Annotated in this window: 14 protein-coding genes; 5 read left to right on the top strand and 9 right to left on the bottom strand. The window is 60.0% G+C overall.

What is annotated here, in order from left to right:
* The first annotated feature begins 34 nt into the window (after positions 1-34).
* Genes surA through apaH form a run of 5 tightly spaced genes read left to right on the top strand, consistent with a single transcriptional unit; the run spans position 35 to position 4,364 of the window.
* Positions 35-1,321, top strand: coding sequence for a peptidylprolyl isomerase SurA (gene surA / locus GJV78_RS02140; RefSeq protein WP_155106769.1), 1,287 nt, complete (start codon positions 35-37; stop codon positions 1,319-1,321).
* The gene (gene pdxA, locus GJV78_RS02135) at positions 1,321-2,307 is read left to right on the top strand and encodes a 4-hydroxythreonine-4-phosphate dehydrogenase PdxA (RefSeq protein WP_155106768.1); all 987 of its coding nucleotides are present in this window, start codon (positions 1,321-1,323) and stop codon (positions 2,305-2,307) included. The genes surA and pdxA overlap by 1 nt, the downstream gene beginning before the upstream one ends.
* Positions 2,304-3,125 (top strand): 16S rRNA (adenine(1518)-N(6)/adenine(1519)-N(6))-dimethyltransferase RsmA, encoded by an 822-nt coding sequence (gene rsmA / locus GJV78_RS02130; RefSeq protein ID WP_155106767.1) that lies wholly within the window; start codon positions 2,304-2,306, stop codon positions 3,123-3,125. Before pdxA ends, rsmA begins: the two co-directional genes overlap by 4 nt.
* 2 nt (positions 3,126-3,127) lie before the next feature.
* Positions 3,128-3,505: a Co2+/Mg2+ efflux protein ApaG gene (gene apaG / locus GJV78_RS02125; protein WP_155106766.1), complete on the top strand. Its 378-nt coding sequence runs from the start codon at positions 3,128-3,130 to the stop codon at positions 3,503-3,505.
* 10 nt (positions 3,506-3,515) lie between these two features.
* Positions 3,516-4,364, top strand: coding sequence for a bis(5'-nucleosyl)-tetraphosphatase (symmetrical) ApaH (gene apaH, locus GJV78_RS02120; RefSeq protein ID WP_155106765.1), 849 nt, complete (start codon positions 3,516-3,518; stop codon positions 4,362-4,364).
* A gap of 43 nt (positions 4,365-4,407) precedes the next feature.
* On the opposite strand, the gene folA is transcribed toward apaH, so the two are convergent.
* From folA to GJV78_RS02075, 9 genes are all read right to left on the bottom strand, one after another.
* Entirely contained in the window at positions 4,408-4,893 is a 486-nt protein-coding gene (gene folA / locus GJV78_RS02115) for a type 3 dihydrofolate reductase (protein ID WP_155106764.1), read from the bottom strand.
* A gap of 289 nt (positions 4,894-5,182) precedes the next feature.
* Positions 5,183-7,042, bottom strand: a complete 1,860-nt coding sequence (gene kefC / locus GJV78_RS02110; protein ID WP_155106763.1) for a glutathione-regulated potassium-efflux system protein KefC — start codon at positions 7,040-7,042, stop codon at positions 5,183-5,185.
* A complete protein-coding gene (gene kefF, locus GJV78_RS02105; protein WP_155106762.1) occupies positions 7,035-7,565 on the bottom strand; it encodes a glutathione-regulated potassium-efflux system oxidoreductase KefF in 531 nt (176 codons plus the stop codon). The genes kefC and kefF overlap by 8 nt, the downstream gene beginning before the upstream one ends.
* A gap of 180 nt (positions 7,566-7,745) precedes the next feature.
* On the bottom strand, positions 7,746-7,979 hold the full coding sequence (locus GJV78_RS02100) for a YgdI/YgdR family lipoprotein (protein ID WP_155106761.1): 234 nt from the start codon (positions 7,977-7,979) through the stop codon (positions 7,746-7,748).
* Positions 7,980-8,079: 100 nt separating this feature from the next.
* The gene (locus tag GJV78_RS02095; RefSeq protein ID WP_155106760.1) at positions 8,080-9,411 is read right to left on the bottom strand and encodes an MFS transporter; all 1,332 of its coding nucleotides are present in this window, start codon (positions 9,409-9,411) and stop codon (positions 8,080-8,082) included.
* Between the two features lie 143 nt (positions 9,412-9,554).
* Positions 9,555-9,842, bottom strand: coding sequence for a ferredoxin-like protein FixX (gene fixX / locus GJV78_RS02090; RefSeq protein WP_155106759.1), 288 nt, complete (start codon positions 9,840-9,842; stop codon positions 9,555-9,557).
* A complete protein-coding gene (gene fixC / locus GJV78_RS02085) occupies positions 9,839-11,125 on the bottom strand; it encodes an FAD-dependent oxidoreductase FixC (protein ID WP_155106758.1) in 1,287 nt (428 codons plus the stop codon). Before fixC ends, fixX begins: the two co-directional genes overlap by 4 nt.
* 58 nt (positions 11,126-11,183) lie before the next feature.
* Entirely contained in the window at positions 11,184-12,125 is a 942-nt protein-coding gene (locus GJV78_RS02080; protein WP_155106757.1) for an electron transfer flavoprotein subunit alpha/FixB family protein, read from the bottom strand.
* Positions 12,126-12,135: 10 nt separating this feature from the next.
* Positions 12,136-12,909 (bottom strand): electron transfer flavoprotein FixA, encoded by a 774-nt coding sequence (locus tag GJV78_RS02075; protein WP_155106756.1) that lies wholly within the window; start codon positions 12,907-12,909, stop codon positions 12,136-12,138.
* Positions 12,910-12,949: the final 40 nt, after the last annotated feature.

The following is a 12,949-nucleotide window of genomic DNA, read 5'->3' as shown; positions in this document are numbered from 1 at the left end:
AATCCGCATTGCGGTTAATTGAAATGGAAAAAGTATGAAGAACTGGAAAACGCTGCTTCTCGGTATCGCCATGGTCGCGAATACCAGCTTCGCTGCCCCGCAGGTTGTCGATAAAGTCGCAGCCGTTGTCAATAACGGCGTGGTGCTGGAAAGCGACGTTGACGGCATGATGCGGTCGGTAAAGCTCAACTCGGGTCAGGCTGGTCAGCAGCTTCCGGACGACGCCACGCTGCGTCACCAGATCCTTGAGCGGCTCATCATGGATCAGATTATTCTGCAGATGGGGCAGAAAATGGGGGTGAAGATCTCTGACGAACAGCTGGATCAGGCTATCGCCAACATCGCCCGCCAGAACAATATGTCGCTGGATCAGATGCGCAGCCGTCTGGCTTATGACGGCCTGAGCTACTCATCCTGGCGCAATCAAATTCGTAAAGAGATGACCATCGCCGAGGTGCGCAATAACGAAGTGCGTCGCCGGATAACAATTCTGCCCCAGGAGGTCGACGCGCTGGCGCAGCAGGTAGGCAAGCAGAACGACGCCAGCACTGAACTGAACCTGAGCCACATTCTGATTCCGCTGCCGGAGAACCCAACGGCGGATCAGGTGAGCGAAGCGGACGCGCAGGCCCGCGACATCGTCGGACAGGCCCGCGGCGGCAGCGACTTCGGCAAGCTGGCGATCGCTTACTCCGCCGACCCGCAGGCGCTGAAAGGCGGCCAGATGGGCTGGGGGCGTATCCAGGAGCTGCCGGGCATCTTCGCCCAGGCGCTGAGCAGCGCGAAGAAAGGCGATATTATCGGCCCGATTCGCTCCGGCGTTGGCTTCCATATCCTGAAGGTAAACGACATGCGCGGCCAGAGCCAGAGCATCTCGGTAACCGAAGTTCACGCCCGTCATATTCTGCTGAAGCCGTCGCCGATCATGACCGACCAGCAGGCGCGCCTGAAGCTGGAGCAGATCGCGGCGGATATTAAGAGTGGCAAAACAACCTTTGCCGCGGCGGCGAAAGAGTTTTCTCAGGATCCCGGCTCCGCCAACCAGGGCGGCGATCTGGGCTGGGCGGCAGCGGATATTTTCGATCCGGCCTTCCGTGACGCGCTGACCCACCTGAGCAAAGGGCAGATGAGCACGCCGGTGCACTCCTCCTTCGGCTGGCACCTGATCGAAATGCTGGATACCCGCCGCGTGGATAAAACCGACGCCGCGCAGAAGGATCGCGCTTACCGTATGCTGATGAACCGTAAGTTCTCGGAAGAGGCGGCCACCTGGATGCAGGAACAGCGCGCCAGCGCCTACGTTAAAATCCTGGGCAACTAATGCAGGTCCGGCGCGTTGTTATCACTCCCGGCGAACCTGCCGGGATTGGTCCCGATCTCATCATTTCACTTGCGCAGCGCGACTGGCCCCTTGAGCTTGTCGTCTGCGCCGACGCCGCGCTGCTGGCCGACCGGGCGGCTCTGCTCGGTTTACCCCTTACCCTGCTCCCCTATGCGGCACAGCGTTCACCGCGGCCGCAGGCTGCCGGTACGCTGACGCTGCTGCCGGTTGCGCTGCGCGCGCCGGTGACGCCGGGCCAGCTGACGGTGGCAAACGGTCACTACGTCGTCGATACCCTGGCCCGCGCCTGCGACGGCTGCCTGCAGGGCGAATTCGCGGCGCTGATTACCGGCCCGGTGCATAAGGGCGTCATTAACGATGCGGGCATTCCGTTTACCGGCCATACGGAGTTCCTTGAGGCGCGCTCGCAGAGCAAAAAAGTGGTGATGATGCTCGCCACCGAGGAGCTGCGCGTGGCGCTGGCCACCACCCACCTGCCGCTGCGCGCCGTCGCCGACGCCGTGACGCCCGCGCTGCTGCACGAGGTGATTGGTATCCTGCACCACGACCTGCGCAGTAAGTTTGGCCTCGCCGATCCGCATATTCTGGTATGCGGCCTTAATCCCCATGCCGGAGAAGGCGGCCATATGGGCACCGAGGAGATCAAAACCCTCATTCCGGTTCTCGACGCCCTGCGCGCCCGGGGGATGAGGCTCAGCGGCCCGCTGCCTGCGGATACGCTATTCCAGCCTAAATACCTCGACTCTGCGGACGCGGTGCTGGCGATGTACCACGATCAGGGCCTTCCCGTGCTAAAATACCAGGGATTTGGCCGCGGCGTGAATATTACGCTGGGCCTGCCCTTTATTCGCACCTCCGTCGACCACGGCACCGCCCTTGAACTGGCGGGCCAGGGCGTAGCGGATGTCGGCAGTTTTATTACGGCGCTTAATCTCGCCATCAAAATGATTGTTAATACGCAATGACAAATCGAGTCCATCAGGGCCACTTAGCCCGTAAACGCTTCGGGCAAAACTTTCTCAACGATCGCTTCGTCATCGACAGCATTGTCTCCGCCATTAATCCGCAAAAGGGCCAGGCGATGGTCGAAATCGGGCCAGGACTGGCCGCGCTGACCGAGCCGGTCGGCGAACGCCTGGATCGGCTGACGGTTATCGAACTTGACCGCGATCTGGCCGCGCGCCTGCAAACGCATCCGTTTTTAGGGCCAAAACTGACGATTTATCAGCAGGACGCCATGACCTTCAACTTCGGCGAGCTGGCGGAGAACATGGGTCAGCCGCTGCGCGTGTTCGGCAACCTGCCCTATAATATCTCCACGCCGCTGATGTTCCATCTGTTTAGCTATACTGACGCCATCGCCGATATGCATTTTATGCTGCAAAAAGAGGTGGTAAATCGCCTGGTTGCAGGACCGGACAGTAAGGCGTATGGTCGGTTGAGCGTCATGGCGCAATATTACTGCCAGGTGATCCCGGTGCTTGAAGTGCCGCCATCGGCCTTTACGCCGCCGCCTAAGGTGGATTCCGCCGTGGTGCGCCTCGTGCCCCATGCCGCTCTGCCGTATCCGGTTAAGGATGTTCGCACGCTGAGCCGCATCACCACCGAGGCTTTCAACCAGCGCCGGAAAACGATCCGCAACAGCCTCGGCAACCTGTTCAGCGTCGGAGTTCTGACGGAACTGGAGGTTGACCCGGCAATGCGGGCAGAAAATATCTCTGTCGCGCAATACTGCCGGATGGCAAACTATCTGGTGGAAAACGCGCCTTCGAAGGAGAGTTAACCATGATCAATTCGCCCCGCGTGTGTGTTCAGGTACAGAGCGTCTATATTGAAGCGCACTCCTCGCCTGAAGATGAGCGTTACGTGTTTGCCTATACCGTAACCATCCGCAACCTGGGGCGAACGCCGGTGCAGCTGCTGGGGCGCTACTGGCTTATCACCAACGGCAACGGCCGGGAAACCGAAGTCCAGGGCGAGGGGGTGGTCGGCATGCAGCCGCACATCGCGCCTGGCGAAGAGTATCAGTACACCAGCGGTGCCGTTCTGGAGACGCCGCTGGGCACCATGCAGGGTCATTACGAAATGATCGATGAAAATGGCGTTGCCTTCACCATTGACATTCCCGTCTTCCGACTCGCTATTCCCACCCTTATTCACTAAAACAATCCCTATGGCAACATACCTTATTGGCGACGTTCACGGCTGCTACGATGAGCTGATCGCCCTGCTGCAACAGGTAGAATTTACCCCCGGAACCGATACCCTGTGGCTGACCGGCGACCTGGTCGCCCGCGGCCCCGGCTCGCTGGAGGTGCTGCGCTACGTTAAATCGTTAGGCGACAGCGCCCGGCTGGTACTGGGCAACCACGATCTGCATCTGCTGGCCATTTTTGCCGGGATCGGCCGTAATAAACCTAAAGACCGCCTGACGCCGCTGCTGGAAGCGCCGGACGTCGATGAGCTGCTCAACTGGCTGCGTCGTCAGCCGCTGCTGCAGATAGATGAAGACAAAAAGCTGGTGATGGCGCACGCGGGGATCACTCCCCAGTGGGATCTGCAGACGGCAAAAGCGTGCGCGCGCGATGTGGAAGCGGTGCTGGCGAGCGACTCCTACCCGTTCTTTCTCGACGCCATGTATGGCGATATGCCCAACTGCTGGTCTCCTGAGCTGACGGGGCTGGCGCGGCTACGTTTTATCACCAACGCCCTGACCCGTATGCGCTACTGCTTTCCGAACGGCCAGCTGGAGATGTACAGCAAAGAGCCGCCGGAGGATGCCCCGCCGCCGCTGAAGCCGTGGTTTGCCCTTCCCGGCCCGGTTAGCGAAGCGTACAGCATCGCTTTTGGCCACTGGGCGTCGCTGGAGGGAAAAGGCACGCCGGAGGGCATTTACGCGCTGGATACCGGCTGCTGCTGGGGCGGCGACCTGACCTGTCTGCGCTGGGAAGATCGGCAATACTTCGTGCAGCCGTCGAACCGCCAGCGGGACGTAGAGCCAGGAGAAGCGGCAAGCGCCTGAGCACGCTGCGGCCGGGCTAAACGCCCGGCGCGCGATCCTAACCTCAGCCCTGGCGGCGTTGCAGAATTTCGAAACAATAGCTGTGCGAGTTCTGGGCGTCGGCGTCATGAAATTCGCTGAACACTGATTCCCAGTCGTCCGGATCGTAGTCCGGGAAATGGGTATCGCCTTCCACCTCGGCGTCAATATGGGTCAGGTAGAGCTTCCCGGCCTTTGGCAGGAACTGCTCATACACGCGCCCTCCGCCGATGACCATGATCTCCGGCGCTTCACCGCAGGCGGCAATGGCCTCATCCACGGAGGCGACCCACTGCACGCGGTCGTCATCCCCCTTCCGGCTGCTGATGACGATATTTTTACGCCCCGGCAGCGGGCGTCCGATGGATTCCCAGGTAAGACGACCCATCACGACGGGCTTGTCTAACGTATTACGTTTAAACCAGGCGAGATCGGCAGGCAGGTTCCACGGCATGGCGTTCTCCATGCCGATAACGCGGTCTACCGCTAGCGCCGCAATCAGACTGATCATTGATAGTTTCCCGGATACAAAAAAATTGCCGCCACTATACACCAAGAGCCAGGTCTGTCAGGACTATTTTACCTGTCATTTTACCCGCGTTGATGACCGACCAGGGCGGCGGTGCGCTGAGCGCGCGACAGGGCCATGTTCCCCTGTGCGGCTCCCATCGGGCGTCGGGCCAGCCCCGCGCCCTGGCAGAGCTTTCTCTGCCGTTGGTCTGACGACCCGGCACCGCCATCGTAGTGTAGTTGAAAAAGAGCGCAGCGGAGGCCTGATTACCCGACAGCCGACCTGAATTTTACGCGGGCGGCCCGTTCGACGTATCGGCGGCGGCGTCCGGTTGATTTTCCCGCTGCGGCTCTTGCCAGCCATGACGCTGCACCAGCGACAAATATTGCCGGTCCCCGGCGATAATTTCGCTCAGCATTGCGCTGGTGCGCTTGTAGACCGCCGCCCGGGAAAGGGCGTCATTTTCCCCTTTCGCCATCTCTTCAACCATCCGGACGTTAAAGCGCCGGAACAGATCCGCGCGCTCCCTGGCCTCGTACGGCCCCAGCCCGAGGCTTTCCAGCGCCAGCCGCCCGGTTTTCAGTGCCCCTTCAAAGGTTTCGCGCTCGGGTGCCGCGACGCCCATCTGCCGCAGACGAATATAGTGATCGATATCGCGGGCGCGGGCGATAATCCGCAGGTTCGGAAAGTGGGTCTGAACCAGTTCGTTCAGCTGCAGGCTGGTCTGCGGATCGTCAATGGCGTTGATCAGCACCTCCGCCTTTGCCGCCCCGGCCGAAGCCAGCAGATCCGTGCGCGTGGCATCGCCATAAAAGACCTTCATCCCAAACCGGCGCAGGGTTTCGATATGATCGGGATCGCGATCGAGCACCACGATCTTGACGCCGCTCGACAGCAGCAGACGCCCGGCAATTTGCCCGAAACGACCAAATCCGGCGACGATAACCTGCGGCTGCTCCTCATCAATTTCATCCGCCGCGCGCGCTTCGGCGGCGGCACCTTGCGTCAGGCGCGCCAACAGCACCAGTAAAACCGGCGTCACCGCCATAGAGAGGGCCACCGTCAGGGTCAGCGCCTTTGCCCATTCCGCATCCAGAACCCCGGCCATTTGCGCCGCGCCAAAGACCACAAAAGCGAATTCACTGCCCTGGCCGAGCAGCGCGGCAAACCAGGGATGCTGTTTTCCCGGCACCCGCAGCGGCCGGGCGATCAGCCACAGCAGGCCGGTTTTAATCACCAGAAAACCGGCCAGCAGGGTAAGAATGCGCAGCGGACGATCGATCAGCGTCCCAAAGTCGACGGTCATACCGACGCCGATAAAGAACAGCCCCAGCAGCAGCCCCTTGAACGGCTCAATATCGCTCTCCAGCGCATGGCGGTATTCGGAGCTGGCGAGCAGCACGCCCGCCAGAAACGCCCCCATCGCCATCGACAACCCCACCTCTTCCAGCAGCAGGCCGCAGCCGAACACAAGGAACAGCGCCACGGCGCTGAACACCTCGCGCAGGCCAGAGCGGGCCACAAAGCGCAGCGCCGGGCGGGTCAGGTAGCGCCCCAGCAGTACCGCCAGCGCCAGCGCGCCCGCCACCTTCAGCGCCGACAGCGCAAACGCCGCCAGCGTCGTGGACGCACCGCTGACCGCCAGCAGAGGGATCATCGCCACCAGCGGGATCGCCGCAATATCCTGGAACAGCAGAATGGCAAACACGACGCGCCCCATCGGCGTCACGGTCAGATTACGCTCACTCATCGCCTGCATGGCGATAGCGGTGGAGGAGAGCGCCAGGGTCATGCCCACCAGCATCGCCACCGGCCAGCGCAGGCCGAGAAGCAGACAAAACAGGCCAGGCAGCCCGCCGCAGACCACCATCTGCAGCGCGCCGCCGCCGAACACCGGGACGCGCAGCTTCCATAGCCGCCGGGGGTCCAGCTCCAGACCGATAACGAACAGCATCAGCACGACGCCAATTTCGGCAAAATGGAGAATAGATTCCGCATCCGTCACCAGCCGCAGCCCCCACGGGCCGATAATGCATCCGGCAATCAGGTAGCCGGGCACCGCTCCCAGCCCCAGCCGTACCGCAATGGGCACGATCAGCGCCGCCGATCCCAGATAGATCAGCGCCTGAATCAGCGTATGGCTATCCATTGTCTGCCTCCCGCCATTCCGCCAGCCGCTGCCCATAGCGCCGCGCCTGCGCCTGCAGCGTCTCATCATCGCAAACGAAGGCGCTATGCACGACAAAGGGCGGCAGCCAGCGAAGACCGCAGTACAGCGCCGTCGCCTGCAGCGGCTGCGCGAGCACGTCAAAGCCCGGATGCGATCCGAGCGTGAAATGCTCCTCTCCCCCGCCGGTGGTCACCGCCCACAGCAGCGGCTTATCGCGCAGCGCGGTGCCGCCGTGGCCCCAGGCCCAGCCGTGAGAGAGCACTTTGTCTATCCAGAGCTTCAGCAACGGCGGGACGCTGTACCACTGCATGGGATGCTGCCAGACAATCAGATCGGCGCGCAGCAGCGCGTCCTGTTCAGCGGAAATATCAATATTGAAATCGGGATAAAGCTGGTAGAGCGAACGAATTTCCACGCCGCCCAGCGCTTTTGCCCGCTCAAGTAGCCGCTTATTCGCCCTGGAGTGCTGCGGATAGGGGTGCGCATAAATAATGAGGATCATGATTAGCCTGTTGTTTTACCGCTCTCTTTTACCAAAGAGTGTAGTCAGTAATTGAACAGGACAGGCCGTCTCTTTTAAGCGGGCCAGGCGTTAACGCTCATGGAGGGTTAGGAACCCGGCCTGGTCATAGTGGTTCTCGCCGCCCGGAGGGGGATCGGGCGGCGCTGCGGGCATCAGAGATTAGTTATCCAGCTCGCTCATATTTTTCAGCTGGTCGCGGTTGATTTGCTCAGTCCGCCCGGTTTCTGCGTTCTTATAAGACACCATGCCGGTGTCATCATCCACCTGCGGCTTGCCGTCGGTCACGATAGTTTTACCATCGGTAGTGCGTACCGCCTGGTCAGATGAACAGCCAGCGACGGTAAACAGCGCCGCGGCGGCGAAGGCCGTTGCGAGTAGTAGATGTTTTTCCATGATTACCCCTGATTTTTAGTCACTTAATATGCATTTCAGGGTTAACTATAGATTAAATAACTGAGCTTTAAGGAAAATACAGAACACTCTTAACGAGACATTATCTGGTCACTCCGCCACGAATGGTGATGCTGCTGGCCTGGGCAAGCGTCAGCCCCCGCGTTTCTGGCGCAAAGGCGATGGAGACCAGCAGGCCGATCAGGGAAATCCCGGCCCCCATCAGCATTACCTGATTGATACCGTATTTGGCGATAAAAATCGGCAGCGCCCAGGTTGACAGAATGGTCCCGATCCGGCTCAGGGACATGATCACCCCAACAGCGGAAGCACGAATATCGGTGGGAAACAGCTCGTTAGGATAGAGCCACTGAAGGTTTCCCGGCCCGCCGGAGAAAAAGGCGTACACCGCAAAGGCCACCACCACCAGCCAGGTTCCCAGCTCGGGGATCAGGCCCAGGGCCGTCAGCGCCAGCGTCATCATTGCAAAGCTGCCGATCAACAACCTCCTCCGTCCGGCGCTGTTCAGCCAGAACATGGGGGGAATACAGCCCAGCATAAAGAACAGGCTAATCACCACGTTGCCCAGCGCCGCGTTTTTCCCTACCCCCAGCCCCAGCAAACCGACGATCTGCGGGCCAAAGGTATAGATGGCAAACATCGGGACGACCTGGCAGGTCCATATCGCGGCGACAAACAGCACAAACGGGAAGTGACGGCGGTTAAACAGCTGCAGAAAGCGTGTTTCCTGCGGTGGTTCTTCATCAAACGCCACCGGCTCGCCAAACAGCTTAATCATCATCGCCTCGCACTCTTGAACCCGACCTTTACGCAGCAGCCATCGCGGAGATTCAGGCAGATCGAAGCGGCCGATCAGGATCAAAATACACGGAATTGCCGCACTCCCCAGCATCCATCGCCAGCCGCCCTCCATATCGTACAGCCAGTAGCCGACGAGATCGGCGCAGGTGGCCCCCACATACCACATCGCGGCGATAAAGCCTATCGAAAAGGCGCGCTGGCGGGTGCTGGAAAATTCGGTGATCATTGAGGTCGCGATGGGATAATCTGCGCCAATCACTATCCCAATCAGCACGCGCATCACCAGCAGCTCCACCGGCGATGAGACGAACATCGTCGCTACCGATATCACCCCAATAGCCACGATATCAATAAGGAACATTTTCCGCCGCCCGACCCTGTCGGAGATATAGCCGAACAGCGAGGTCCCGACAAACAGCCCAACCAGCGTGCCCGCGCCCAGTAGCCCCAGCCACCCGGCATCAAGCTTCAGTACGGGCGTCAGCTGCTCCAGCGCAACGCCTATCATAACCAGCACATAGCCGTCGAGGAACGGCCCGCCGCTTCCCCACAGCAGGATCCTCCGGTGAATAGATGAGGATTTTATGTCGTCAAAATGCCTGGGCTGCTGCATGACGCTTTCCTGTTTTATCGGCAAACTTACCGGATGCGCCGCCAGACCGGAACGGTTGCGCTGGCGTCGTTATCCGGCCCGGGAATATCTGGCTGCATAAGGGAGAATTAAGGATTATCGGTTCTGAACGTGTAACGACAGAATCAGCCATAGCGGAACTCCACGCCAAAGGTGCCGCGCGGATATTCCCATTTCTCCAGCGCCGTATCGAGGCCAAGGATCCGGCAGGTGCCGCACTCCAGACATCCGGCATAGTCAAAGCGAACGCTGCCGTCATCCTGCCGTTTGTACAGGCCAGCCGGGCAGGCGTTGATCAACACCTCCAGCGCCCGCTCATCCGGGGCGGCTTTCAGAATAATGTGCGGGTTGTCTTCATCAACGTTGAACTTGTTGACGCCCAGCTTGACGTCCACGTTTACAGGAGAAGTCATAATACGGTCGCTCCTTTAATGCCATCCTTTATCAGATTGATGAAGCCAACTTTCCCTGCGTGACGCAGAATCTTCTTGCGCATCGGCTCCGGAACGCCGCCATCAACGGTAAAGAGATCGCGGGCGATACCGACCGCCATTTCCGGATAGCGGGTGAACATGCGCGGGTTATCCAGGAACGCCGGTAGCCGCTGATACATGCGCATATCGCGCATCGGGCCTTTTTCCAGGTACTGGTGATACGCCGCAAGCCCCTGCCGGCTGAAGTCGTTGCTTCGCATGGCGGAAAGCACGGCTTTGGCCGCCGCCTCGCCTGCCGCAACGGCTAAGTCCATCCCGCGAATGGTAAATCCAAGGTTCATACACATTCCGGCGGCGTCGCCGGCGATCAGCACGCCGTCTCCCACCAGCTCAGGCTGCATATTAATTCCCGCTTCCGGAACAACGTGGGCGGCATATTCCACCAGCTTACCGCCGGCGATTAGCGGGGCCACCGCCGGATGCTGTTTAAAATCTTCCAGCATTTGCGGGACAGATTTTTTCGCATTCTTCAGAGAGTGAAGACCGCAAACCAGCCCCAGGGAAAGGGTGGTTTTATTGGTATAGAGGAAGCCGCCGCCCATCAGTCCCTCCGTCGGAGAGCCGGCGAACAGACAGGCCGCGCCCTCGTTCCCCTGCAACTGGAAGCGGTCCTCAATGACCGATTCAGGCAGTTCAATAAGCTCCTTTACGCCTACCGCTACGTGCGCGGCGCTCACGCGCTTCGCCATACCCAGCTTTTCCGCCAGCAGAGAGTTAACCCCGTCGGCAAGAATCACCGCTTTCGCTTCGATAATATCGCCATCGGCCTCCACGCCGACCACCTTGCCGTCGCGCTGCACCACGTTATCCACGCGGATTCCGGCGATCGGCTGCGCCCCCGCCTCTTCCGCCTGCTCCATTAGCCAGGCGTCAAACCGGCTGCGCAGCACGGAGTATGAGGCCCGGGAAGGCTGCGCCTCTTCTCCGTCGTGAAAATCCACCGACAGCGCCCCGCTGTCGGTCATAAAGGCCATCTTTTCGCGGGTAATTAAGCGCTCAACGGGAGCCTGCGCGGCAAAGCCTGGAATAATACGTTCAAGGCTGTGCGCGTAGATGCGCCCGCCGGTGACGTTCTTCGCGCCGGCGGAGTTACCGCGTTCGATAACTAACACCTGGGCACCCTCTCGGGCGAGCACCAGCGCCGCCACGGTTCCGGCAAGCCCGGCCCCGACGATGATGGCATCAAAGATATCTTCGGACATACCTACTCTCTTACACTCATTCAACGGCAGGAGCGGGTAGCGTCCTGCCAGAAGGGGGTTAGCGCCCTAAGGCGGCGGTTAACGCAGGCAGGATCTTCAGCGCATCGCCAACGATGCCGTAATCCGCGTACTGGAAGATCGGCGCGTTTTTATCTTTATTGATGGCAAAAATGGTCTGCGCCCCGTTCGCTCCGACCATATGCTGGATCTGCCCGGAGATCCCTACGGCCAGGTAAAGCTCAGGCTTGAGCATCAGGTTGGAGATGCCAACGTAGCGCTCGTGCTCCATCCACTTCTCGTTTTCCGCTACCGGACGCGAGCAGGCCAGCTCGGCACCCATCGCCTGACACAGGGCTTCGGCAAGAGAAATATTCTCTTTGCTGCCGATGCCCCGGCCAACGCTTACCACCAGGCGGGCTTTGTCGAGATCGACGCTGTTGCTCCGGCGCGCCTGCATGGCGGTGCGCGTTACGGCAACGTTCGGAGAGCGCCATTGCACCACGTGCGTTTCTCCGCTGCGGGAAGCGTCCGGTTGCGGTGCCTCAAACGCCCCGCTGCTGAGCGTGATCGCCGCAAAGGGAGACGAAATAGTCTCTTTGCCAATGGCCAGGCCGCCATAAACCATATGCGTGACCGTCGTCTTGCCTTCCTGCTGCACTACGGCGCTGGCGTCGTTAGAAACGGCTGCCGCCAGGCGAAAACCCACCTTTGCGGCCAACAGCTTACCGCGGCGGGTAGCGGGCAGCAGCACCAGGCCGGCAGAGGCCTGCTGCTGAATCGTCTGCGCCATGACGCCGGCATAGTCTTCTACCATGCGATCGTCTGGCTTACCGCTTAGCTGCCAGACGCGGTGCGCCCCCATCTGGATGGCCGCGGTGCCTTCGGCGTCGGTCTGGACAAATACGTTAATCTGTTCACCTAACGCCTGCGCCCCGCCCATCAGTTCCGGCAGGCGAGAAAGGGTATCGCTGAATACCCAGACACTGGAAAATTTGCTCATAACATCCCCCTTAATTAATCATTTTGCGCAGATTGTCGGCAAATGCGGCGATCTGCTCTTCACCGTCGCCCTCAATAACGATGCGCTGGCGCTCACGCTGCTGCGGTGCCGCTACCGTCTGGCTGGACCAGGCAGACGTCGCGCTGAAGCCAATATCGGCAGCGGACCAGACCTGTACCGGTTTTCTGGCCGCGCCCAGAATGGCCTTCATTGAGGGGATTTGCGGAGCGTTAATGTCGGTAGAGACCGCCACCACCGCGGGAAGGGGAATACTCAGGGTTTCTGTTTCGTCTTCCAGCTCGCGCTCGACGGTCAGCGTGCTCTCCGTCAGGGCGAGAATTTTGTTAACGCCGTTAACTGCCGGAATATTCAGCATTTCGCCCACCAGCAGGCCCACCTGCTGGGCATACAGGTCAGAAGAACCGTCGCCACAGATCATCAGATCAAAACCCGATTTTTGCGCGGCGGCGGCCAGCGCCGCCGCGGTATGCTGCGGCAGAGCCTGTTCAAACCCATCGTCAATCACCACCACCAGCTCATCAGGACCGCGGGAGAGCACGTCCTTACGCCCTTTGGCGTTGGTCAGCGCCTTACCGCCCACGCTCAAAGCGATAACCTGCGCGTCGCCCATCTGCTGCCTTAGCTGACAGGCGGCTTCTATCGCATTCAGATCGTACTGGCTGATTTTGGCATCTGCTTTACTGAGATCTAAGGAGCCGTCAGCATTATTGATCGTAATATCTTGTTCATCAGGTACGCACTTGTAGCAAGTAATTATCTTCATTGCATCTCCAGAAATCATGAAGGAAACGTCGACTATATCA

It is taken from the genome of Intestinirhabdus alba (assembly GCF_009711095.1).
Classification (GTDB): Bacteria; Pseudomonadota; Gammaproteobacteria; order Enterobacterales; family Enterobacteriaceae; genus Intestinirhabdus; species Intestinirhabdus alba.
The sequence above is the reverse complement of the archived record's forward strand: the minus strand, read 5'-3'. Positions and strand labels throughout refer to the sequence as shown.

What these genes read in the sequence shown, in the direction of transcription:
- folA (WP_155106764.1), bottom strand. Translation starts at nt 4,893, where the DNA reads ATGATCAGTCTGATTGCGGCGCTAGCGGTAGACCGCGTTATCGGCATG.
- apaH (WP_155106765.1), top strand. Translation starts at nt 3,516, where the DNA reads ATGGCAACATACCTTATTGGCGACGTTCACGGCTGCTACGATGAGCTG.
- rsmA (WP_155106767.1), top strand. Translation starts at nt 2,304, where the DNA reads ATGACAAATCGAGTCCATCAGGGCCACTTAGCCCGTAAACGCTTCGGG.
- kefC (WP_155106763.1), bottom strand. Translation starts at nt 7,042, where the DNA reads ATGGATAGCCATACGCTGATTCAGGCGCTGATCTATCTGGGATCGGCG.
- GJV78_RS02100 (WP_155106761.1), bottom strand. Translation starts at nt 7,979, where the DNA reads ATGGAAAAACATCTACTACTCGCAACGGCCTTCGCCGCCGCGGCGCTG.
- fixC (WP_155106758.1), bottom strand. Translation starts at nt 11,125, where the DNA reads ATGTCCGAAGATATCTTTGATGCCATCATCGTCGGGGCCGGGCTTGCC.
- kefF (WP_155106762.1), bottom strand. Translation starts at nt 7,565, where the DNA reads ATGATCCTCATTATTTATGCGCACCCCTATCCGCAGCACTCCAGGGCG.
- GJV78_RS02095 (WP_155106760.1), bottom strand. Translation starts at nt 9,411, where the DNA reads ATGCAGCAGCCCAGGCATTTTGACGACATAAAATCCTCATCTATTCAC.
- pdxA (WP_155106768.1), top strand. Translation starts at nt 1,321, where the DNA reads ATGCAGGTCCGGCGCGTTGTTATCACTCCCGGCGAACCTGCCGGGATT.
- apaG (WP_155106766.1), top strand. Translation starts at nt 3,128, where the DNA reads ATGATCAATTCGCCCCGCGTGTGTGTTCAGGTACAGAGCGTCTATATT.
- GJV78_RS02075 (WP_155106756.1), bottom strand. Translation starts at nt 12,909, where the DNA reads ATGAAGATAATTACTTGCTACAAGTGCGTACCTGATGAACAAGATATT.
- GJV78_RS02080 (WP_155106757.1), bottom strand. Translation starts at nt 12,125, where the DNA reads ATGAGCAAATTTTCCAGTGTCTGGGTATTCAGCGATACCCTTTCTCGC.
- surA (WP_155106769.1), top strand. Translation starts at nt 35, where the DNA reads ATGAAGAACTGGAAAACGCTGCTTCTCGGTATCGCCATGGTCGCGAAT.
- fixX (WP_155106759.1), bottom strand. Translation starts at nt 9,842, where the DNA reads ATGACTTCTCCTGTAAACGTGGACGTCAAGCTGGGCGTCAACAAGTTC.